Origin of the sequence: Streptomyces sp. NPDC018045 (genome assembly GCF_044327445.1) — a bacterium.
Classification (GTDB): Bacteria; Actinomycetota; Actinomycetes; order Streptomycetales; family Streptomycetaceae; genus Streptomyces.
The window spans coordinates 174939-195728 of sequence record NZ_JBIRFL010000004.1 but is presented as its reverse complement, the minus strand read 5'-3'; the positions used below and the strand labels follow the sequence as shown (position 1 = coordinate 195728).

Here is a 20790-nt window from a genome sequence, read left to right as displayed (position 1 = left end):
CTGGTCATGGCACGTCCATACATCGCACAAGGGACGATCAGGGATCTTGTGGGACGCCCCGGCGCGCGCGCCCGCTCCGGCGTGACGGCTGCCGCGCCGACGTCTTGGCCGGTCACGGGTCGTGCCCCGGGCCGTGGTGCGTTCGCGGTACGCGGGTGCCGCCTGGCTACGATGGGCCAGCCGGTGGCCCCATTGACCGCGCGGCCCGTATCGACCTCCGGGAAGGCCATGCTGAACACGTACGCGCGTGCTTTCTTCACGCGTGTCCTCACGCCATTCGCCGCCCTGCTCATCCGCCTCGGGGTCAGCCCGGACGCGGTCACCCTCGTCGGCACGGGGGGTGTGGTGGCGGGCGCCCTGGTCTTCTTCCCGCTCGGCGAGTTCTTCTGGGGCACCATCGTCATCACGCTCTTCGTGTTCTCGGACCTGGTGGACGGCAACATGGCCCGGCAGCTCGGCCGGTCCAGCCGCTGGGGGGCCTTCCTCGACTCCACCCTCGACCGGGTCGCCGACTCGGCGATCTTCGGCGGGCTGGCGCTCTGGTACGCGGGGGCCGGCGACAGCCTCTGGCTCTGCGCGGTGGCGATCTTCTGCCTGGCCAGCGGGCAGGTGGTCTCGTACACCAAGGCCAGGGGCGAGAGCATCGGGCTGCCGGTGAACGTCAACGGACTGGTGGAGCGGGCCGAGCGGCTCGTGATCACCCTGGTCGCCGCCGGCCTCGCCGGACTGCACGCCTTCGGCGTCCCCGGCGTGCAGTACCTGCTGCCGGTCGCGCTGTGGGTGGTGGCCGCCGGCAGCGCGGTCACCCTCGCCCAGCGCGTGGTGACCGTACGCCGGGAGTCCGCCGAGGCGGACGCCATCGCTCAAGGGGGGAACAGCGCGTGAAGCGCGTCACTCGTACGACCATCGACCGCGAGAAGCTCACCGACGGGGCGTACGCCCTGGGCTGGAGCGCGGTCAAGAGACTGCCCGAACCGGCCGCGAAGGCGCTGGGCCGACGGATCGCCGACGTGGTCTGGAAGCGGCGCGGCAAGGGCGTCCTGCGCCTGGAGGCCAACCTCGCGCGCGTCGTACCGGACGCCACACCGCAGCGCCTCGCCCAGCTCTCCCGGGCCGGGATGCGCTCCTACCTGCGCTACTGGATGGAGTCGTTCCGGCTGCCGGCCTGGAGCAAGGAGCGGATAAGGAACGGCTTCGCGCCGGCGGACCTCCACCACCTGGAGGAAGGCCTCAAGAGTGGCCGCGGCGTGATCCTCGCCCTGCCGCACATGGGCAACTACGACCTCGCGGGCGCCTGGGTCACCACCAAGCTGGGCGTGCCCTTCACCACCGTCGCCGAACGCCTCAAGCCCGAGACGCTCTACGACCGGTTCGTCGCCTACCGCGAGGGGCTGGGCATGGAGGTGCTGCCGCACACCGGCGGTGCCGCGTTCGGCATCCTCGCCCGGCGGCTGCGGGCCGGCGGCCTGGTCTGCCTCGTCGCCGACCGGGACCTGTCCGCCTCCGGCATCGAGGTGAAGTTCTTCGGTGAGGCCGCGAAGATGCCGGCCGGGCCCGCGATGCTCGCGGTCCAGACCGGGGCGATGCTGCTGCCGGTCACGCTCTGGTACGACGAGAGTTCCGTCATGCGCGGGCGGGTGCACCCGGAGATCGAGGTGCCGCAGACCGGCACCCGCGCCGAGAAGGCCGCCACGATGACGCAGGAGATGGCCGACGCCTTCGCCTCCGGCATCGCCGACCACCCGGAGGACTGGCACATGCTGCAGCGCCTGTGGCTCGGTGACCTGGAACCGCGCGAGCCGGCCCCGCGCCCCGCCGCGTCGCCCACCGACGCCCCGCGAACGGAGCAGCCTTGAGGATCGGGATCGTCTGCCCGTACTCCTGGGACGTCCCGGGCGGCGTGCAGTTCCACATCCGGGACCTGGCCGAGCACCTCATCCGGCTCGGCCACGAGGTGTCCGTACTCGCCCCGGCGGACGACGAGACACCGCTGCCGGCGTACGTGGTCTCCGCCGGACGTGCCGTCCCCGTGCCCTACAACGGTTCGGTCGCCCGGCTCAACTTCGGCTTCCTGTCGGCGGCCCGGGTCCGCCGCTGGCTGCACGACGGCGCCTTCGACGTCATCCACATCCACGAACCCGGCACCCCGTCGGTCGGGCTGCTCGCCTGCTGGGCCGCGCAGGGCCCGATCGTGGCCACCTTCCACACCTCCAACCCGCGCTCCCGGGTCATGATCGCGGCGTACCCGATCCTGCAGCCCGCGCTGGAGAAGATCAGCGCACGGATCGCGGTCAGCGAATACGCCCGGCGCACCCTGGTCGAACACCTCGGCGGGGACGCGGTCGTCATCCCCAACGGCGTCGACGTCGACTTCTTCGCCGACGCCGCGCCGAAAAAGGAGTGGCAGGGTCGCACGATCGGCTTCATCGGCCGTATCGACGAGCCCCGCAAGGGCCTGCCCGTCCTGATGCGGGCGCTGCCGAAGATCCTCGCCGCGGTGCCGGACGCCCGGCTGCTGGTGGCGGGGCGCGGCGACGAGGAGGAGGCCGTCGCGGAGCTGCCCGCCGACCTGCGCTCGCGGGTGGAGTTCCTCGGCATGGTCAGCGACGAGGACAAGGCGCGGCTGCTGCGCAGCGTGGACCTGTACGTCGCGCCCAACACCGGCGGCGAGTCGTTCGGGATCGTCCTGGTCGAGGCGATGTCGGCCGGGGCGCCGGTGCTCGCCAGCGACCTCGACGCGTTCGCGCAGGTCCTGGACCAGGGGGAGGCCGGGCAACTGTTCGCCAACGAGGACGCGGAGGCGCTCGCCGCGGCGGCCGTACGGCTCCTCGGCGACCCCGCCCGGCTCGCCGAGCTGCGGGAGCGCGGCAGCCGGCATGCGCGCCGCTTCGACTGGTCCACGGTCGGGGCCGACATCCTCGCCGTGTACGAGACCGTCACGGCGGGGGCGGCGATGGTCGCGACGGATGAGCGGACGGGGTTCCGCGCGCGGTGGGGGCTGGCGCGGGACTGAGGCGGCCTTGGGCCGCCGAAGTCCCGAGTGCGCTTCGCGCTGCGCGAGGGACGGGCTCGGGCCCGTGAAAGTGCCCCGCCCGATTGCCCGGGCTTGCCGCCCGACGGCCAGTGGCTCGGGACATTCCGGGGCCCCCGCAGGCAGTCCGCCACGCTGGCCACCGAACCAAATGCACTGAAGCCAGAAGACGCCGTGGGGGCACCTTCGGCCGGAGGCTGGGGGAAAGCGACCCCGGAGTGGTCCCGAGCCCCCACCCACCGGACCTCCGCGCACGACGCGCACCCCCACCAGGCGGAAGGCGAAGGATTTGGGGCGGCCGGTACTGTGACCCGGCGTGACCACTTTGATCTGGATCGCGGCCGTTGTCGTCGTCATCGGCGTCTACCTGAGCTGGACCGCGGGACGGCTGGACCGACTGCACGCCCGCATCGACGCGGCCCGCGCGGCGCTGGACGCGCAGTTGCTGCGGCGGGCCTCGGTGGCCCAGGAGCTGGGCACGTCCGGCCTCCTCGACCCGGCCGCGTCGATCGTGCTCTACGAGGCGGCGCACGAGGCGCGGCAGGCGGCCGAGGAGCAGCGGGAGGTCGCCGAGAGCGGGTTGAGCCAGGCGCTGCGCGCGGTCTTCGACGACGAGGGGCAGCTCGTGGCCGTACGGGAGGCGCCGGGCGGGGAGCAGACGGTCACCGAGCTGACGGCGGCGGTGCGCCGGGTGCCGATGGCGCGGCGGTTCCACAACGACTCCGTACGGGCGGCCCGCGCCGTACGCCGCCACCGGGTGGTGCGCTGGTTCCGCCTCGCGGGGCACGCGCCGTTCCCGATGGCCTTCGAGATGGACGACGAGCCCCCGGCCGTTCTGGGCGACCGCGGCGCCGGCCACTGACGCGGAGCCGCCCGGAGGCCCGTACTCCGGAGGCCCGTACTCCGGACGCCGGCCGGGCGAGTGCCCGTCGGCGTCACGGGCCTCACGAGCCACTGCCTTCCGATTGGCCCTTTTCAGTGGTCCGGGGCAAACGGTTGTGTGGGCGGCGGAGTCCATCCGCCCGCACTTAGTGAGGTCATACCGTGTCCAGCACGCCGAACGCCACGTCTGCCACCGCCCCCGCCGGGACCCCCGAGACCGGAACCGCCCGCGTCAAGCGCGGCATGGCCGAGCAGCTCAAGGGCGGCGTGATCATGGATGTCGTCACGCCGGAGGAAGCGAAGATCGCCGAGGACGCCGGCGCCGTCGCGGTCATGGCCCTGGAGCGGGTCCCCGCGGACATCCGCAAGGACGGCGGGGTGGCCCGCATGTCCGACCCGGACATGATCGACTCGATCATCGACGCGGTCTCCATCCCGGTCATGGCCAAGTCCCGGATCGGCCACTTCGTCGAGGCGCAGGTCCTCCAGTCCCTCGGTGTCGACTACATCGACGAGTCCGAGGTCCTCACCCCGGCCGACGAGGTCAACCACTCCGACAAGTGGGCCTTCACCACCCCGTTCGTGTGCGGCGCCACCAACCTGGGTGAGGCCCTGCGCCGGATCGCCGAGGGCGCGGCCATGATCCGCTCCAAGGGCGAGGCGGGCACCGGCAACGTCGTCGAGGCGGTGCGCCACCTGCGCCAGATCAAGGGCGAGATCGCCAAGCTGCGCGGCTGTGACAACAACGAGCTGTTCGCCGCCGCGAAGGAGCTGCGCGCCCCGTACGAGCTGGTCAAGGAGGTCGCCGAGCTGGGCAAGCTGCCGGTCGTGCTGTTCTCCGCCGGCGGTGTGGCCACCCCGGCCGACGCCGCGCTGATGCGCCAGCTCGGTGCCGAGGGCGTCTTCGTCGGCTCCGGCATCTTCAAGTCCGGCGACCCGGCCAAGCGCGCCGCCGCCATCGTCAAGGCCACCACCTTCTACGACGACCCGAAGGTCGTCGCGGACGTCTCCCGCAACCTGGGCGAGGCCATGGTCGGCATCAACTGCGACACCCTCCCCGAGGCGGAGCGCTACGCCAACCGCGGCTGGTGAGCGGACGGACGGGCGCCGAGGGCGCGGGAACAGTGAACGGAAGAACGGCGGACGGATGACGACCCCCACCATCGGCGTGCTGGCCCTCCAGGGCGACGTGCGCGAGCACCTCACGGCGCTGGCCACGGCGGACGCCCTGGCCAGGCCGGTGCGCCGGCCCGAGGAACTGGACGGCCTGGACGGCCTGGTCATACCGGGCGGCGAGTCCACGACCATGTCGAAGCTGGCGGTCGTCTTCGGCATGCTGGAGCCGCTGCGCGCGTTCGTGCGCTCCGGCAGGCCGGTCTACGGCACCTGCGCGGGCATGATCATGCTGGCCGACAAGCTGCTGGACGGCCGCGCCGACCAGGAGACCCTGGGCGGCATCGACATGATCGTGCGCCGTAACGCCTTCGGGCGGCAGAACGAGTCCTTCGAGGCGGCCGTCGAGCTGGCCGGGATCGCGGACGGACCGGTCCAGGGCGTCTTCATCCGGGCGCCCTGGGTGGAGTCGACGGGCGCCGCCGTCGAGGTACTGGCGTCGTACGACGGGCACACGGTGGCGGTCCGGCAGGGTAACGTCCTTGCCACGTCCTTCCATCCGGAACTCACCGGCGACCACCGGGTGCACGCGTACTTCGTCGACATGGTGCGCGGCGCCTAGGAAGCAGCCGAGGGACGGCCGCCGTGTGTGCGGCGGCCCGATCCCGTCCCGGTAGGATCTGTGACGTTCGTTTCTCAACCTGGTTACGCGAAGGAGACAGGCGGATGTCCGGCCACTCTAAATGGGCTACGACGAAGCACAAGAAGGCCGTGATCGACGCCAAGCGCGGCAAGCTCTTCGCGAAGCTGATCAAGAACATCGAGGTCGCGGCCCGCACCGGCGGCGCCGACCCCGAGGGCAACCCGACCCTCTTCGACGCCATCCAGAAGGCGAAGAAGAGCTCGGTGCCGAACAAGAACATCGACTCGGCGGTCAAGCGCGGCGCGGGCCTGGAGGCCGGCGGCGCCGACTACGAGACCATCATGTACGAGGGCTACGGCCCCAACGGTGTCGCGGTGCTCATCGAGTGCCTCACCGACAACCGCAACCGCGCCGCCTCGGACGTCCGCGTCGCCATGACCCGCAACGGCGGCTCGATGGCCGACCCGGGCTCGGTCTCGTACCTGTTCAACCGCAAGGGCGTGGTGATCGTCCCCAAGGGCGAGCTGACCGAGGACGACGTGCTCGGCGCGGTCCTGGACGCGGGTGCCGAGGAGGTCAACGACCTCGGTGAGTCCTTCGAGGTGCTCAGCGAGGCCACCGACCTGGTCGCGGTCCGCACCGCTCTCCAGAAGGAGGGCATCGACTACGACTCGGCCGACACCAACTTCGTGCCGACCATGCAGGTCGAGCTGGAGGAAGAGGGCGCCCGCAAGATCTTCAAGCTGATCGACGCCCTGGAGGACAGCGACGACGTGCAGAACGTCTTCGCCAACTTCGACGTGTCCGACGAGGTCATGGCGAAGGTCGACGCCTGACGGGCGGTCAACTGCGGCGGCGACGGGCCGGCGGGGACACACCCCGCCGGCCCGTCCTGCGTTGTCAGTGGCAGCGGATACTGTGCTGATCAGCGGGTCGAGGCCCGTGGACAACGGTAGGACCAAGGGGAGAAGGGGGGAGCGGCGATGAAGGTGCTGGGCGTGGACCCGGGACTGACCCGCTGCGGTGTCGGCGTGGTCGACGGCGTCGCGGGCCGCCCGCTCACCATGGCCGGCGTCGGGGTCGTACGGACGCCCGCCGACGCCGACATCGCGCACCGCCTGGTGCTCATCGAGCGCGGTATCGAGGAGTGGCTCGACGAGCAGCGGCCCGACTGCGTCGCCGTCGAGCGCGTCTTCAGCCAGCACAACGTCCGTACGGTCATGGGCACCGCCCAGGCCAGCGCGGTCGCCATGCTCTGTGCCGCGCGCCGCGGACTGCCCGTCGCGCTGCACACCCCCAGCGAGGTCAAGGCCGCCGTGACCGGCTCGGGCCGGGCCGACAAGGCGCAGGTCGGTGCGATGGTCACCCGGCTGCTCCGGCTGGACGCCCCGCCCAGGCCGGCCGACGCGGCGGACGCGCTGGCGCTGGCCATCTGCCACATCTGGCGCGCGCCCGCCGTCAACCGCCTCCAGCAGGCACACGCCGCCAACCGCTTCCAGCAGGCGCAGGCGGCCGCCCGCGCCCGCCCGGCGCCCGCCACCACCCGACGTATTCCCGCACGCGCTCTCGGACCGCGCTCCGAGGCACCCCAGAAGGGCACCCGATGATCGCCTTCGTCTCCGGCCCGGTCGCGGCCCTGGCCCCGGACACCGCCGTCGTGGAGGTCGGCGGCATCGGCATGGCCGTGCAGTGCGCGCCGAACACCCTGTCCGGGCTGCGCGTCGGCCAGCAGGCCAAGCTGGCCACCTCCCTGGTCGTACGGGAGGATTCGCTCACCCTGTACGGCTTCGCCGACGACGACGAACGCCAGACGTTCGAACTCCTCCAGACCGCCAGCGGGGTGGGCCCGCGGCTGGCCCAGGCCATGCTCGCGGTGCACTCCCCGGACACGCTGCGGCTCGCCGTCGCCAACGGCGACGAGAAGACGCTCACGGCCGTGCCCGGTATCGGCAAGAAGGGCGCCCAGAAGCTGCTGCTGGAGCTGAAGGACCGGCTCGGCGCGCCGGTCGGCTCGGGCGGCGCGGGCGTCGGCAGCGCCGTGACGGCCGGCTGGAGCGACCAGTTGCACGCCGCGCTGATCGGCCTCGGGTATGCGACCCGGGAGGCCGACGAGGCGGTGTCCGCCGTCGCGCCGCAGGCCGAGGCGGCCGTCGCCGAGGGCCGCGCACCGCAGGTGTCGCAGCTTCTCAAGGCCGCCCTCCAGTCGCTGAACCGGGCCCGGTGAGCCCGGTGCCCCGCGCGGCGGCCCCCGGCCGCCGGGCCCGGCGAGGCGGCCCGGCGGTCCGGGCCCGCACGACCGGCCACCCCCGTAAGAACCGCGACGCGCAGCCGGCCGACCGGGCCGGTACGACCACGTGAGGCAGGACGCAGTGAACTGGGACGAGCCCACCGAGACCGCGGCCGGCCCGCTCCAGGGCGGTACGGCCGAGGGGCCCGACCGGCTGGTGGGGGCCGACGCGGACGGCGAGGACACCGCGGTCGAGGCCGCGCTGCGCCCCAAGGACCTGGAGGAGTTCGTGGGCCAGGAGCGGGTGCGCGAGCAGCTCGACCTGGTCCTGCGCGCGGCCCGCGCCCGGGGCGCCACCGCCGATCACGTACTGCTCTCCGGCGCCCCCGGCCTGGGCAAGACCACCCTCTCCATGATCATCGCCGCCGAGATGGGCGCCCCGATCCGCATCACCTCGGGCCCCGCCATCCAGCACGCCGGCGACCTGGCCGCGATCCTGTCCTCCCTCCAGGAGGGCGAGGTGCTCTTCCTCGACGAGATCCACCGGATGTCGCGGCCCGCCGAGGAGATGCTCTACATGGCCATGGAGGACTTCCGCGTCGACGTCATCGTCGGCAAGGGCCCCGGGGCCACCGCCATCCCCCTGGAACTGCCGCCCTTCACCCTGGTCGGCGCCACCACCCGGGCCGGCCTGCTGCCCCCGCCGCTGCGCGACCGCTTCGGCTTCACCGGCCACATGGAGTTCTACGCCCCCGGCGAACTGGAACGTGTCATCCACCGCTCCGCGGGGCTGCTCGACGTGCACATAGAGGCCGAGGGCGCCGCGGAGATCGCCGGACGCTCCCGCGGCACCCCGCGCATCGCCAATCGCCTGCTGCGCCGCGTCCGCGACTACGCGCAGGTCAAGGCCGACGGCGTGATCACCCGGGAGACCGCCGCGCAGGCCCTGGCCGTCTACGAGGTCGACGGCCGCGGCCTGGACCGCCTGGACCGCGCGGTGCTCACCGCGCTGCTCAAGCTGTTCGGCGGCGGCCCGGTGGGCCTGTCCACCCTGGCGGTGGCCGTGGGGGAGGAGCGGGAGACGGTCGAGGAGGTCGCCGAGCCGTTCCTCGTACGGGAGGGCCTGCTCGCCCGCACCCCGCGTGGCCGGATCGCCACCCCCGCCGCGTGGACGCACATGGGCCTGACACCGCCCCGGCAGCAAGCGGGGGGAAGCGGACAGCAGGGCCTCTTCGGGACGTGACGGCGCGGGGACTCGCCGGGTCAGGAACTGCGGTGCCATGCTGGGCGTTGTTCCACCGGTGCGGACTCGCTTAGACTCCGCCGATGCCGACCGTATGGTCCGGCATTCCCACCCCCGTATATCAGACCGCGGACGTGCGGTCGTGCGAAGGATTTCCGTCCCGTGAGTATCGTGACTCTCCTCCCCTTCATCGTCCTCATCGGGGCCATGTTCCTGATGACCCGGTCCGCCAAGAAGAAGCAGCAGGCGGCCGCGCAGATGCGCGACGAGATGCAGCCCGGCACCGGCGTCCGGACGATTGGGGGCATGTACGCCACCGTCAAGGAGATCCACGACGACACCGTCCTCCTTGAGGTGGCCCCCGGCGTGCACGCCCTCTACGCCAAGAACGCGGTCGGCGCGGTCCTCGGCGACGAGGAGTACAACCGCATCCTCGACGGCGCCGAGGGCAAGGACCACCCGGCCGTCCCGGACGACGCGTCCTCGCTGACCGAGGGTGCCCCGGCCGCCGACGACCAGGCCGACGCCGGCGACAAGCCCGCGAACCTGGACAAGTCGCCGAAGACCGACCTCGCCAAGAGCGAGCCCGCCGCCGACGCGAAGGACGCCGAGAAGGCCGCGGACGCGACCGGTGCCGAGGCCGCCGACGGCGCCAAGAGCGGCGCGCAGGCCGACCAGGCCGAGAAGAAGGACGGCGGCGCCGACGCGAAGTAGCCCCGCCCCGACGGAACCGCGGAGCACCCTTCGAGCGGTGCACCGCGGTTCCGGGACGGTTTAGGCTCCGGCGGGGGCAACGTCCCCACTACACTTCGTGGCCGCTCGGCAGGCACCGAGCCGGGCGGTTGGACAGGGAGATACGAGAAGGTGGCAGCACCGAAAAAGGGCCGCAGGTCTCCTGGGGGCCAGGGAAGGCCGGGGCGCACCCTGGTCCTGATCGTGATCGCCATGGTGGCGCTGGTCGCGGGGATGTTCATCTCCGGCACCTCGACGCCCCGGCTGGGCATCGACCTCGCCGGTGGTACGAGCTTCACGCTGGAGGCCCGTAACCAGCCCGGCAAGCCCAACGCGATCAACGAGACCAACATGAACACCGCCGCGGGCATCATGGAGCGGCGGGTCAACGGTCTCGGTGTGTCCGAGGCCGAGGTCCAGACCCAGGGCACCAACCACATCGTCGTCAACATCCCCAAGGGGACGGACGCGAAGCAGGCCCGTCAGCAGGTCGGTACCACCGCTCAGCTCGGCTTCCGGCCGGTGCTGACCACCACCGCCGGTACGAAGACGCCGCCCGCCGGCCCGAGCCCGACTCCTTCCGCGAGCGGCAAGGGCGACGACGGCAAGAAGGACGGCAAGGACGACGGGAAGGACGACGGCAAGAAGGACGACAAGTCCACCGCGAAGCCGACGCCCACCTCCACGACCCAGGGCCGCGCCGTGACCAGCGCGCTCAAGAAGGGCCCGTCCGACCCGCCGGAGGCCTCCGGCAGCAGCACGCCCAAGCCGGGCGACACGCCGCAGCCGTCCACCGGCGCCGACGAGATCCCCGCGGCCCTGCAGAAGCAGCTCGCCGACCTGGACTGCTCCACCAAGCAGTCGCGCGCCGCCGCCGGTGAGAAGGCCGCCGGCACCAAGCCGGGCGATCCGGTCGTGGCCTGCAAGGACGACGGTTCGCAGAAGTACGTGCTGGGCCCGGTCGCCGTCGAGGGCACCGATGTGAAGGATTCCTCCGCGGTCTTCGACAGCCAGCAGGGGCAGGGCTGGATCGTCCAGATGGACTTCACCGGCGCCGGCGGCAAGAAGTTCGCCGACATCACCGGCAAGCTGGCCACCAAGACCCAGCCGCAGAATCAGTTCGCCATCGTGCTCGACGGCGCGGTCGTCTCCGACCCGCGGGTCAGCCAGCAGCTCAACGGCGGCAGTGCCACCATCTCCGGCGGCTTCACCCAGCAGACCGCCGAGGATCTGGCGAACATGCTGTCCTACGGCGCCCTGCCGCTCTCCTTCAAGATCGCCGACGAGACCACGGTCACCGCGGCGCTCGGCGGCGAGCAGCTCCAGGCGGGTCTGATCGCGGGCGCCATCGGCCTCGCGCTGGTCGTCGTCTACCTGGTCGCCTACTACCGGGGTCTGGCACTGGTCGCGCTGGCGAGCCTCGCGGTCTCCGCGGTCCTCACGTACGCGATCATGACGTTGCTGGGCCCGGCCATCGGCTTCGCGCTGAACCTGCCGGCCGTCTGCGGCGCCATCGTCGCCATCGGCATCACGGCCGACTCCTTCATCGTCTACTTCGAACGCATCCGGGACGAGATCCGCGAGGGCCGCACGCTGCGCCCGGCCGTCGAACGCGGCTGGCCGCGCGCCCGGCGCACGATCCTGGTCTCCGACTTCGTGTCGTTCCTGGCCGCGTTCGTGCTGTTCATCGTCACCGTCGGCAAGGTGAAGGGCTTCGCGTTCACGCTGGGCCTGACCACCCTCCTCGACGTCGTCGTGGTCTTCTTCTTCACCAAGCCGCTGATGACGCTGCTGGCCCGGCGGAAGTTCTTCGCGAACGGTCACCCGTGGTCCGGTCTGGACCCCAAGCGCCTGGGTGCCAAGCCGCCGCTGCGCCGCCGTCGTACCACCGCCCCCACCGAGACGAAGGAGGCGTGAGATGTCGAAGCTCGGCAACATCGGCGCCCGGCTCTACCGCGGTGAGGTCGGTTATGACTTCATCGGCAAGCGGAAGATCTGGTACGGCATCTCGATCCTGATCACCATCGCGGCCATCGTCGGCCTGGCGGTGCGCGGTCTGAACATGGGCATCGAGTTCTCCGGCGGCGCGGTCTTCACCACACCGAAGACGAGCGTCTCCGCGACGGAGGCGGAGCACAGGGCCGAGGCCGCGGCGGAGGGCCACCAGGCCACCGTCCAGAAGCTCGGCAACGGCGGTCTGCGCATCCAGATCAGCGAGCTGGACACCCAGCAGTCGGTGCCGGTGCAGGAGGCTCTGGCCAAGGACCTGGACGTCCCGGTCAAGGACATCAACACCCAGCTCGTCGGCCCGAGCTGGGGTGAGGAGATCGCCAACAAGGCCTGGCTGGGCCTGGGGGTCTTCATGATCCTCGTGGTGATCTACCTCGCCATCGCCTTCGAGTGGCGGATGGCGCTGGCGGCCCTGATCGCGCTGATCCACGACCTGACGATCACGGTCGGCGTGTACGCGCTGGTCGGTTTCGAGGTCACCCCGGGCACCGTCATCGGTCTGCTGACGATCCTCGGTTACTCCCTCTACGACACCGTCGTGGTCTTCGACAGTCTCAAGGAGGCGTCGAAGGACATCGGGAAGCAGACCCGCTTCACCTACAGCGAGCTGGCCAACCGCAGCATCAACTCGACCCTGGTGCGCTCCATCAACACCACGGTCGTGGCACTGCTGCCGGTCGCCGGACTGCTCTTCGTCGGTGGCGGTGTGCTCGGCGCCGGGATGCTCAACGACATCTCGCTCGCCCTGTTCGTCGGCCTCGCGGCCGGTGCGTACTCCTCGATCTTCATCGCGACCCCGCTGGTCGCCGACTTCAAGGAGCGCGACCCGGCGATGAAGGCGCTGGCCAAGCGGGTGCTGGCCAAGCGCGCCGCGGCCGCCAGGAACGACGCGCCGGAGCAGCGGGAGAACCCCGCGCAGGAGGACACCGGGGACGAGGACGCGGAAGGCGCCGAGGACCCGGCCGAGGCCGGCAGCCTGGCCGGCCGGCGCAGTCAGCCCGCGTCCCGCAACCGCGGCCGCGGCCGTCCGTCGGGCAAGCGCCGATGAGCGCCCCCGACGGCCTGCGGGAGCTGCTGCTCAGCCGGATCGCGGACGTACCGGACCACCCGAAGCGGGGCGTGGTGTTCAAGGACATCACGCCGCTGCTGGCGGACCCGGCCGCCTTCGGCGCGCTGACCGACGCGTTCGTGTCCCTGTGCGAGCGGTACGGGGCCGACAAGGTCGTGGGCCTGGAGGCGCGCGGATTCATCCTCGCCGCTCCGGTGGCCGTACGGGCCGGCATCGGTTTCGTCCCGGTGCGCAAGGCGGGCAAGCTGCCCGGCGCGACGCTCCGCCAGGCGTACGACCTGGAGTACGGCTCCGCCGAGATCGAGATACACGCGGACGCGGTCGCGCCCGGTGACCGGGTGCTGGTGATCGACGACGTGCTGGCCACCGGCGGTACGGCCGAGGCGTCGCTGGAGCTCCTCCGGCGGGCCGGGGCCGAGGTCGCGGGTGTCGCGGTGCTGCTGGAGCTGGGCTTTCTGGCCGGTCGGCAGCGGCTGGAGCCGGGCCTGAAGGGCGCTCCGCTGGAGTCGCTGATCACGGTCTGACGGGCCTGCGGGGGCTCGTACGGCGGAGACCGTACCGCTCCCGCACGCACGGAATTCCGCAAAAAGCGGGTAAAAGGGCATCCGGAACAAACCCGGATGCCCTTTTGCTGTCATGTACGGACCCGGCGACCGCGGAAGAGCCGGAGCGCCGAGGTCGATACCATGGCAGCCCGACCCGTTCCTGGTCTTGTGGTCCGGACCCCCTTTGAGGAGTGCTCTTGCCAGACGAGGCCCAGCCGCTTTCTCCCGGACTCCGCCCGGGGGCGCCGCAGTCCGCCCACCCGGACCAGCCCGGCCCCGGCGCTGCCTCGGGTGCGCAGGACAAGAGCGAGGGCTCCGGCGTGCCGAAGTCCCAGCCGCCCGCCGTCCGGCCCGCCGCGTCCCCCGTGCCCGCCAAGCCCACGCCGCCCGGCTACACCGGCCGCACCGGCTCCTCGAACCGGGTACGGGCCCGCCTGGCCCGCCTCGGCGTGCAGCGGCAGAGCCCGTACAACCCGGTCCTCGAACCGCTGCTGCGGATCGTGCGCAGCAACGACCCGAAGATCGAGGCCGCCACCCTGCGGCAGGTCGAGCGCGCCTACCAGGTCGCCGAGCGCTGGCACCGCGGCCAGAAGCGCAAGAGCGGCGACCCGTACATCACCCACCCCCTCGCGGTGACCACCATCCTCGCCGAGCTGGGCATGGACCCGGCCACCCTGATGGCGGGCCTGCTGCACGACACCGTCGAGGACACCGAGTACGGCCTGGACACCCTGCGCCGCGACTTCGGCGACCAGGTCGCGCTGCTCGTCGACGGCGTCACCAAGCTGGACAAGGTCAAGTTCGGCGAGGCGGCGCAGGCCGAGACCGTGCGCAAGATGGTCGTGGCGATGGCCAAGGACCCGCGGGTCCTGGTGATCAAGCTCGCCGACCGGCTGCACAACATGCGCACCATGCGCTACCTCAAGCGCGAGAAGCAGGAGAAGAAGGCCCGCGAGACGCTGGAGATCTACGCTCCGCTGGCGCACCGCCTGGGCATGAACACCATCAAGTGGGAGCTGGAGGACCTCGCCTTCGCGATCCTCTACCCCAAGATGTACGACGAGATCGTGCGGCTCGTCGCCGAGCGCGCCCCCAAGCGGGACGAGTATCTGGCCATAGTGACCGACGAGGTCCAGGCCGACCTGCGCGCGGCGCGCATCAAGGCCACCGTCACCGGGCGGCCGAAGCACTACTACAGCGTCTACCAGAAGATGATCGTGCGAGGCCGCGACTTCGCCGAAATCTACGACCTGGTGGGCATCCGCGTCCTCGTCGACACCGTCCGCGACTGCTACGCGGCGCTCGGCACCGTCCACGCCCGGTGGAACCCGGTCCCGGGGCGGTTCAAGGACTACATCGCGATGCCCAAGTTCAACATGTACCAGTCGCTGCACACGACCGTGATCGGTCCCAGCGGCAAGCCCGTCGAGCTGCAGATCCGTACGTTCGACATGCACCGGCGCGCGGAGTACGGCATCGCCGCGCACTGGAAGTACAAGCAGGAGGCCGTGGCCGGCGCCTCCAAGGTGCGGACCGACGTGCCGAGGAGCAAGGCCGACGGCCAGGACACCGTCAACGACATGGCGTGGCTGCGCCAACTGCTGGACTGGCAGAAGGAGACCGAGGACCCGGGCGAGTTCCTGGAGTCGCTGCGCTTCGACCTGTCCCGCAACGAGGTCTTCGTCTTCACGCCGAAGGGTGACGTGATAGCGCTGCCGGCCGGTGCCACCCCCGTGGACTTCGCCTACGCGGTGCACACCGAGGTCGGCCACCGGACCATAGGCGCCCGCGTCAACGGGCGGCTCGTACCGCTCGAATCGACCCTCGACAACGGCGACCTCGTGGAGGTCTTCACCTCCAAGGCGCCCGGCGCGGGACCGTCCCGGGACTGGCTGGGCTTCGTGAAGTCGCCCCGCGCCCGCAACAAGATCCGCGCGTGGTTCTCCAAGGAGCGCCGCGACGAGGCCATCGAGCAGGGCAAGGACGCCATCGCCCGCGCGATGCGCAAACAGAACCTGCCGATCCAGCGCATCCTCACCGGCGACTCGCTGGTCACCCTCGCCCACGAGATGCGCTACCCGGACATCTCGTCCCTGTACGCCGCCATCGGCGAGGGCCACGTCACGGCGCAGAGCGTCGTACAGAAGCTGGTCCAGGCGCTCGGCGGGCAGGACGAGGCGACCGAGGACATCGCCGAGTCCACGCCGATCCGGCCGCGCTCCAAGCGGCGCTCCAGCGCCGACCCGGGCGTGGTGGTCAAGGGCGTCGACGACGTCTGGGTGAAGCTGGCGCGCTGTTGTACGCCGGTGCCGGGCGACCCGATCATCGGCTTCGTCACCCGCGGCAACGGCGTCTCGGTGCACCGCGCCGACTGCGTCAACGTCGACTCGCTGTCCAAGCAGCCGGAGCGGATCCTGGACGTCGAGTGGGCGCCCACCCAGTCCTCGGTCTTCCTGGTCGCCATCCAGGTCGAGGCGCTGGACCGGTCCCGGCTGCTGTCGGACGTCACGCGCATCCTCTCCGACCAGCACGTCAACATCCTGTCCGCGGCCGTCCAGACGTCCCGCGACCGGGTGGCCACCTCCCGCTTCACCTTCGAGATGGGCGACCCGAAGCACCTCGGGCACGTCCTGAAGGCGGTACGCAGCGTGGAGGGCGTCTACGACGTGTACCGCGTGACGTCGGCGCGCAGGCCGTAACGACCACGGACGAGGGCCCGGTACGGATGTCCGTACCGGGCCCTCGTGGCTGCGGCCTACTTGCCGCCGAACTCCTCAAGGCCCTTGAGCGCCTGGTCCAGCAGCGCCTGGCGGCCCTCCAGCTCACGTCCGAGCTTGTCGGCCTTGGCGTCGTTGCCGGCCGCGCGCGCCGCGTCGATCTGCTTCTGCAGCTTGTCGACCGCGTCCTGGAGCTGCCCGGTCAGACCCGCCGCCCGCGCCCGCGCCTCCGGGTTGGTCCGCCGCCACTCGGCTTCCTCGGACTCCTGGATGGCGCGCTCGACCGCGTGCATCCGGCCCTCGATCTTCGGGCGGGCGTCCCGCGGCACATGCCCGATGGCCTCCCACCGCTCGTTGATCGAACGGAACGCGGCCCGCGCCGCCTTCAGGTCCGAGACCGGGAGCAGCTTCTCGGCCTCGACGACCAGCTCCTCCTTGCGCGTCAGGTTCTCCCGCTGCTCGGCGTCGCGCTCCGCGAACACCTCGCTGCGCGCCTGGAAGAAGATGTCCTGGGCGCCGCGGAAGCGGTTCCACAGGTCGTCCTCGTGCTCGCGCTGGGCACGGCCCGCGGCCTTCCAGTCGGTCATCAGCTCGCGGTACCGGGCCGCGGTGGGTCCCCAGTCCGTCGAGCCGGACAGCGCCTCGGCCTCCGCGACCAGCCGCTCCTTGGTCTTACGGGCCTCCTCGCGCTGCGCGTCCAGCGATGCGAAGTGCGCCTTGCGCCGCTTGGAGAACGCCGAGCGGGCGTGCGAGAAGCGGTGCCACAGCTCGTCGTCCGCCTTGCGGTCCAGCCGCGGCAGGCCCTTCCAGGTGTCCACCAGGGCACGCAGCCGTTCGCCGGCCGCCCGCCACTGCTCGCTGGCCGCCAGCTCCTCGGCCTCGGCGACCAGCTTCTCCTTGGCCTGCCGGGCCTCGTCGCTCTGCCGCGCCTTCTGCGCCTTGCGCTCCTCGCGGCGCGCCTCGACATCGGTGACGAGCTGGTCCAGCCGCTTGCGCAGCGCGTCCAGGTCGCCCACCGCGTGGTGCTCGTCCACCTGCTGCCGCAGATGGTCGATGGCGGCCGTCGCGTCCTTGGCCGACAGGTCGGTGGTCCTGACCCGCCGTTCGAGGAGGCCGATCTCGACGACCAGGCCCTCATACTTGCGCTCGAAGTAGGCGAGGGCCTCTTCGGGGGATCCCGCCTGCCACGATCCGACGACCTGCTCGCCGTCGGCGGTACGCACGTACACGGTCCCCGTCTCGTCGACGCGGCCCCATGGGTCGCTGCTCACAGCGCCTCCTCCACATGATGCCGACGAGAGCGCGTCGCCCCCCGGCATCGTCCACAGTTTCTGTCCGGCGGGGCAGCGCCCCGGCCGGTCCGACGGGTGTCTTGCGGGTGCGGGTGGCAGCCGTCGGAGCAGGCACCCTACACAACGCCAATCTAGGCGACCGGCGGGCCGGCTGTCCGCATCCAGCACGACCGAAATTTCGCGGTTCGCCCACCACGGCGGCGCCTCCGGCAGGCCCGGGGGCGCGCCGGGTCAGGATTTCGTGACCGTCGCCCGGTTGATCACCACCGTCGCGTTCGGCGCGGTGTTGCCCGTCGCCTGGTCGGGGCTGGAGCCCGCCGCCGCGATCTTCTTCAGGACGTCCATGCCCTCGGTGACCGTGCCGAACGGCGTGTAGTTCGGGGGCAGCTTGCTGTCCTGGTAGACCAGGAAGAACTGGCTGCCGCCGCTGTCGCGGGTCTTGTCGCTCTTGCCGTCGTAGCGGTTGGCCATCGCGACCGTGCCCGCCGGGTAGACGTCGCCCTTGAGCTTCGGGTCCTTCAGGTTCTCGTCCGGGATGGTGTAGCCGGGGGTGCCCGATCCGGTGCCGGTCGGGTCGCCGCACTGGAGGACGTAGATGCCCTGGTCGACCAGGCGATGGCACTTGCTGTGGTCGAAGAAATTCCTACCCGCCAGGAAAGCGAAGGAGTTGACGGTGCGCGGCGCCTTCGCGGCGTCCAGCTTGATGCCGATGTCGCCGCAGGTCGTCTCCAGCTTCATCGTGTACGCCGCCGAGGTGTCCACGGACATCGCCGGCTCCTTCTTCCAGCGCTCCTTGGACGGCGCGCCCGGCACCGGCTTGCCGCACGGGTCGGCGGACCCGCTCGGGCTCGGCGCCGCGGCGTCCGTCGTGCCGCCGTCCCCGCCGCCCGCCAGCCCGACCGAGGCGTACGCGGCCGCGCCCGCGGCCAGGGCGACCGCCACCGCCGCCGCGACGATCACGTTGCGGCGCTTGGCCTTGTGCCGGGCCGCGGCGCGCCGCTGCTGCTGGCGCTCGAACTTCTCGCGGGCGAGCTGCCGCCGCCGCTGATCGCTGCTGACCACCGGTCGTCTCCTAGGTGTGCGCTGAGGTCTGCCGTGGGCCGTACCGTATACGGGTTCGCCCGGGTGGGAGTCCCGCCGGTAGGCTCTGGAACTGCTGAAATCCGCCGGACCGCCTCCGGTGGCCTGTCCGCCGCATCGAACGTTAAGGACGAACGTGCTCATTGCCGGGTTCCCCGCCGGGGCCTGGGGGACCAACTGTTATCTGGTCGCCCCGGCCGCAGGCGAGGAGTGCGTGATCATCGATCCGGGCCACCAGGCCGCCCAGGGTGTCGAGGAAGCGCTGAAGAAGCATCGGCTCAAGCCCGTCGCCGTCGTCCTCACCCACGGCCACATCGACCACGTCGCCTCGGTCGTCCCGGTGTGCGGCGCGCACGACGTGCCCGCCTGGATCCACCCCGAGGACCGCTACATGATGAGCGACCCGGAGAAGGCCCTCGGCCGCTCCATCGGGCAGCAGCTCATGGGCGAGCTGACCGTGGGGGAGCCGGACGACGTCAAGGAGCTGGGCGACGGCGCGACGCTGGCGCTGGCCGGGATGGAGTTCTCGGTCGCCCACGCGCCGGGCCATACCAAGGGGTCGGTGACCTTCCGGATGCCCGAGCAGGCGGCCACTTCCGGAAATCAGGGGTGCCCGCCGGTCTTCTTCTCGGGCGACCTGCTGTTCGCCGGCTCCATCGGACGTACCGACCTGCCGGGCGGCGACCACGCCGAGATACTGCGGTCGCTGGAGCGCGTGTGCCTGCCGCTCCAGGACGAGACCGTCGTGCTGTCCGGCCACGGCCCCCAGACCACCATCGGCCGCGAGCGCGCCACCAACCCGTTCCTGCGGGAGGTGGCCGCCGGCCTCGGAGACGGCGCACCGCAGCGTCCGGCTCCGCGACGAGGAATGTGACAAGACTTCCGTGAGCACCTTCAAGGCCCCCAAGGGCACCTACGACCTGATCCCGCCGCAGTCCGCGGTCTTCCTCGCGGTGCGCGAGGCCATCTCCGGGCCGCTCAAGCGGTCGGGGTACGGGTACATCGAGACGCCCGGCTTCGAGAACGTCGAGCTGTTCGCGCGCGGTGTCGGTGAGTCCACCGACATCGTGACCAAGGAGATGTACGCCTTCGAGACCAAGGGCGGCGACCAGCTCGCGCTGCGCCCCGAGGGCACCGCCTCCGTGCTGCGCGCCGCCCTGGAGGCCAACCTCCACAAGGCGGGCAACCTCCCTGTCAAGCTCTGGTACTCCGGCTCGTACTACCGCTACGAGCGCCCGCAGAAGGGCCGCTACCGCCACTTCTCCCAGGTCGGCGCCGAGGCCATCGGCGCCGAGGACCCGGCGCTGGACGCCGAGCTGATCATCCTGGCCAACGACGCCTACCGGTCGCTGGGCCTGCGCGACTTCCGGATCCTGCTCAACTCGCTCGGCGACAAGGAGTGCCGCCCCGCCTACCGGACGGCCCTCCAGGAGTTCCTGCACGGGCTCGACCTGGACGAGGACACCCGGCGCCGGGTCGACATCAACCCGCTGCGGGTGCTCGACGACAAGCGCCCCGACGTGCAGAAGCAGTTGGCGGGCGCGCCGCTGCTGCGCGACCACCTGTGCGAGGCGTGCAAGGCGTACCACGAGCAGGTGCGCGAGCTGCTGACCGCGGCGGGCGTCGCCTACGAGGACGACCCGAAGCTGGTGCGCGGGCTGGACTACTACACCCGTACGACGTTCGAGTTCGTCCACGACGGCCTCGGCTCGCAGTCCGCGGTCGGCGGCGGCGGGCGCTACGACGGTCTGTCCGAGATGATCGGCGGCCCCGCGCTGCCGTCGGTGGGCTGGGCACTCGGCGTGGACCGCACGGTCCTGGCGCTGGAGGCCGAGGGCGTCGAGCCGGAACTGCCCGCGAGCACGGCCGTCTTCGCCGTACCGCTCGGCGAGGAGGCCCGCCGGGCCCTGTTCGGCACGGTCACCGAGCTGCGCCGGGCCGGGGTCGCCACCGACTTCGCGTACGGCGGCAAGGGTCTGAAGAACGCGATGAAGTCGGCCAACCGCTCGGGCGCCCGCCTCGCGGTCGTCGCCGGTGAGCGTGATCTGGCCGAAGGTGTCGTGCAGCTCAAGGACCTGGAGAGCGGCGAGCAGCACCCCGTCGCGCTGGACGCGGTCGTCGAAGAGGTCCGCCGCAGGCTCGGCTGACCCGCCCGGCTCTGTACGGGCCGCCCGCCGTCGGGTATGGGTCCCCCTTCCGGCCATCC

19 protein-coding genes are annotated in these 20790 nt (G+C 71.5%); 17 read left to right on the top strand and 2 right to left on the bottom strand.

Annotated elements, in window-relative coordinates; all coding sequences use genetic code 11:
- Nucleotides 1-171 precede the first annotated feature (171 nt).
- From pgsA to ACH4EB_RS11680, 15 genes are all read left to right on the top strand, one after another.
- Entirely contained in the window at nucleotides 172-885 is a 714-nt protein-coding gene (gene pgsA, locus ACH4EB_RS11750; protein ID WP_398167582.1) for a phosphatidylinositol phosphate synthase, read from the top strand.
- On the top strand, nucleotides 882-1856 hold the full coding sequence (locus tag ACH4EB_RS11745; protein ID WP_398347252.1) for a phosphatidylinositol mannoside acyltransferase: 975 nt from the start codon (nucleotides 882-884) through the stop codon (nucleotides 1854-1856). The genes pgsA and ACH4EB_RS11745 overlap by 4 nt, the downstream gene beginning before the upstream one ends.
- Nucleotides 1853-3013, top strand: coding sequence for a glycosyltransferase family 4 protein (locus ACH4EB_RS11740; protein WP_398347251.1), 1161 nt, complete (start codon nucleotides 1853-1855; stop codon nucleotides 3011-3013). The genes ACH4EB_RS11745 and ACH4EB_RS11740 overlap by 4 nt, the downstream gene beginning before the upstream one ends.
- Nucleotides 3014-3347: 334 nt before the next feature.
- The gene (locus tag ACH4EB_RS11735; protein ID WP_398347250.1) at nucleotides 3348-3893 is read left to right on the top strand and encodes a hypothetical protein; all 546 of its coding nucleotides are present in this window, start codon (nucleotides 3348-3350) and stop codon (nucleotides 3891-3893) included.
- 182 nt (nucleotides 3894-4075) lie between these two features.
- Nucleotides 4076-5005, top strand: a complete 930-nt coding sequence (pdxS, locus tag ACH4EB_RS11730; protein ID WP_398347249.1) for a pyridoxal 5'-phosphate synthase lyase subunit PdxS — start codon at nucleotides 4076-4078, stop codon at nucleotides 5003-5005.
- Between the two features lie 55 nt (nucleotides 5006-5060).
- Nucleotides 5061-5648: a pyridoxal 5'-phosphate synthase glutaminase subunit PdxT gene (gene pdxT, locus ACH4EB_RS11725; protein ID WP_398347248.1), complete on the top strand. Its 588-nt coding sequence runs from the start codon at nucleotides 5061-5063 to the stop codon at nucleotides 5646-5648.
- Nucleotides 5649-5752: 104 nt separating this feature from the next.
- Nucleotides 5753-6505, top strand: a complete 753-nt coding sequence (locus ACH4EB_RS11720; protein ID WP_398347247.1) for a YebC/PmpR family DNA-binding transcriptional regulator — start codon at nucleotides 5753-5755, stop codon at nucleotides 6503-6505.
- Nucleotides 6506-6652: 147 nt separating this feature from the next.
- The gene (gene ruvC, locus ACH4EB_RS11715; RefSeq protein WP_398347246.1) at nucleotides 6653-7276 is read left to right on the top strand and encodes a crossover junction endodeoxyribonuclease RuvC; all 624 of its coding nucleotides are present in this window, start codon (nucleotides 6653-6655) and stop codon (nucleotides 7274-7276) included.
- Nucleotides 7273-7893 (top strand): Holliday junction branch migration protein RuvA, encoded by a 621-nt coding sequence (gene ruvA / locus ACH4EB_RS11710; RefSeq protein ID WP_398347245.1) that lies wholly within the window; start codon nucleotides 7273-7275, stop codon nucleotides 7891-7893. Before ruvC ends, ruvA begins: the two co-directional genes overlap by 4 nt.
- A gap of 145 nt (nucleotides 7894-8038) precedes the next feature.
- Nucleotides 8039-9139 (top strand): Holliday junction branch migration DNA helicase RuvB, encoded by a 1101-nt coding sequence (ruvB, locus tag ACH4EB_RS11705; protein WP_398347610.1) that lies wholly within the window; start codon nucleotides 8039-8041, stop codon nucleotides 9137-9139.
- 162 nt (nucleotides 9140-9301) lie between these two features.
- Nucleotides 9302-9853, top strand: coding sequence for a preprotein translocase subunit YajC (yajC, locus tag ACH4EB_RS11700; protein ID WP_398347244.1), 552 nt, complete (start codon nucleotides 9302-9304; stop codon nucleotides 9851-9853).
- Between the two features lie 150 nt (nucleotides 9854-10003).
- Entirely contained in the window at nucleotides 10004-11788 is a 1785-nt protein-coding gene (gene secD, locus ACH4EB_RS11695) for a protein translocase subunit SecD (RefSeq protein ID WP_398347243.1), read from the top strand.
- Between the two features lies 1 nt (nucleotide 11789).
- A complete protein-coding gene (gene secF / locus ACH4EB_RS11690) occupies nucleotides 11790-12929 on the top strand; it encodes a protein translocase subunit SecF (protein WP_398347242.1) in 1140 nt (379 codons plus the stop codon).
- A complete protein-coding gene (locus tag ACH4EB_RS11685) occupies nucleotides 12926-13474 on the top strand; it encodes an adenine phosphoribosyltransferase (RefSeq protein ID WP_398347241.1) in 549 nt (182 codons plus the stop codon). Before secF ends, ACH4EB_RS11685 begins: the two co-directional genes overlap by 4 nt.
- 218 nt (nucleotides 13475-13692) lie before the next feature.
- Nucleotides 13693-16194, top strand: coding sequence for a RelA/SpoT family protein (locus tag ACH4EB_RS11680; protein ID WP_398347240.1), 2502 nt, complete (start codon nucleotides 13693-13695; stop codon nucleotides 16192-16194).
- A 56-nt stretch (nucleotides 16195-16250) separates the two neighbouring features.
- Here the strand turns inward: ACH4EB_RS11680 and ACH4EB_RS11675 are convergent, their stop codons facing one another.
- Nucleotides 16251-17483 carry a DUF349 domain-containing protein gene (locus ACH4EB_RS11675; RefSeq protein ID WP_398347239.1) on the bottom strand — a complete coding sequence of 411 codons (1233 nt, stop codon included), beginning with the start codon at nucleotides 17481-17483 and terminating at the stop codon, nucleotides 16251-16253.
- 252 nt (nucleotides 17484-17735) lie between these two features.
- Entirely contained in the window at nucleotides 17736-18566 is an 831-nt protein-coding gene (locus ACH4EB_RS11670) for a peptidylprolyl isomerase (protein WP_398347238.1), read from the bottom strand.
- Nucleotides 18567-18720: 154 nt separating this feature from the next.
- Between ACH4EB_RS11670 and ACH4EB_RS11665 the strand changes: the two genes are divergently transcribed.
- A complete protein-coding gene (locus ACH4EB_RS11665) occupies nucleotides 18721-19458 on the top strand; it encodes an MBL fold metallo-hydrolase (RefSeq protein ID WP_398347236.1) in 738 nt (245 codons plus the stop codon).
- A 10-nt stretch (nucleotides 19459-19468) separates the two neighbouring features.
- On the top strand, nucleotides 19469-20731 hold the full coding sequence (hisS, locus tag ACH4EB_RS11660) for a histidine--tRNA ligase (RefSeq protein ID WP_398347235.1): 1263 nt from the start codon (nucleotides 19469-19471) through the stop codon (nucleotides 20729-20731).
- The last annotated feature ends 59 nt before the right edge of the window (nucleotides 20732-20790 follow it).